This window comes from Corallococcus llansteffanensis, assembly GCF_003612055.1.
Taxonomy (GTDB): domain Bacteria; phylum Myxococcota; class Myxococcia; order Myxococcales; family Myxococcaceae; genus Corallococcus; species Corallococcus llansteffanensis.
This window is the reverse complement of sequence record NZ_RAWB01001220.1, coordinates 1-405: the sequence shown is the minus strand read 5'-3', so window position 1 is coordinate 405 and position 405 is coordinate 1. Positions and strand designations below refer to the sequence as shown.

Here is a 405-nt window from a genome sequence, read left to right as displayed (position 1 = left end):
CTGTCGTGTCCGCCCGCTACCAGGTCGTTCAACCATTGGAGGTCTTGGACTTCTATCGCGACCTCACCGAAGTCGGCGGCTTCGAGCTGGAAACCGCTGGCGTACTCAAGGAAGGCCGCAAATTCTGGGCACTCGCCAAGACCGGTCAAACTGGCACGCTCAAGGGCAAGGACAAAGTCGATGGCTACCTGCTGCTGGCAACGGCTTGCGATGGAACACTTGCCACCACTGCGCAATTCACCTCGGTCCGCGTGGTCTGCAACAACACTTTGCAGATCGCCCTGGGTGACGGCACCGGCGTGGTCAAGGTTCCCCACCGGTCGCAGTTCGATGCTTCTGCCGTCAAGCGCCAACTTGGGATCGCGGTGTCGTCCTGGGACGCCTTCATGGTTCGCACCAAGGCAC

Annotated in this window: 1 protein-coding gene; it reads left to right on the top strand. The window is 60.7% G+C overall.

Going from position 1 to position 405, the window contains the following annotated elements; genetic code table 11:
• Positions 1 to 44: 44 nt before the first annotated feature.
• Positions 45 to 405 (top strand): DUF932 domain-containing protein (locus tag D7V93_RS44255; protein ID WP_244237873.1); only part of this gene is annotated, 361 nt, incomplete at its 3' end.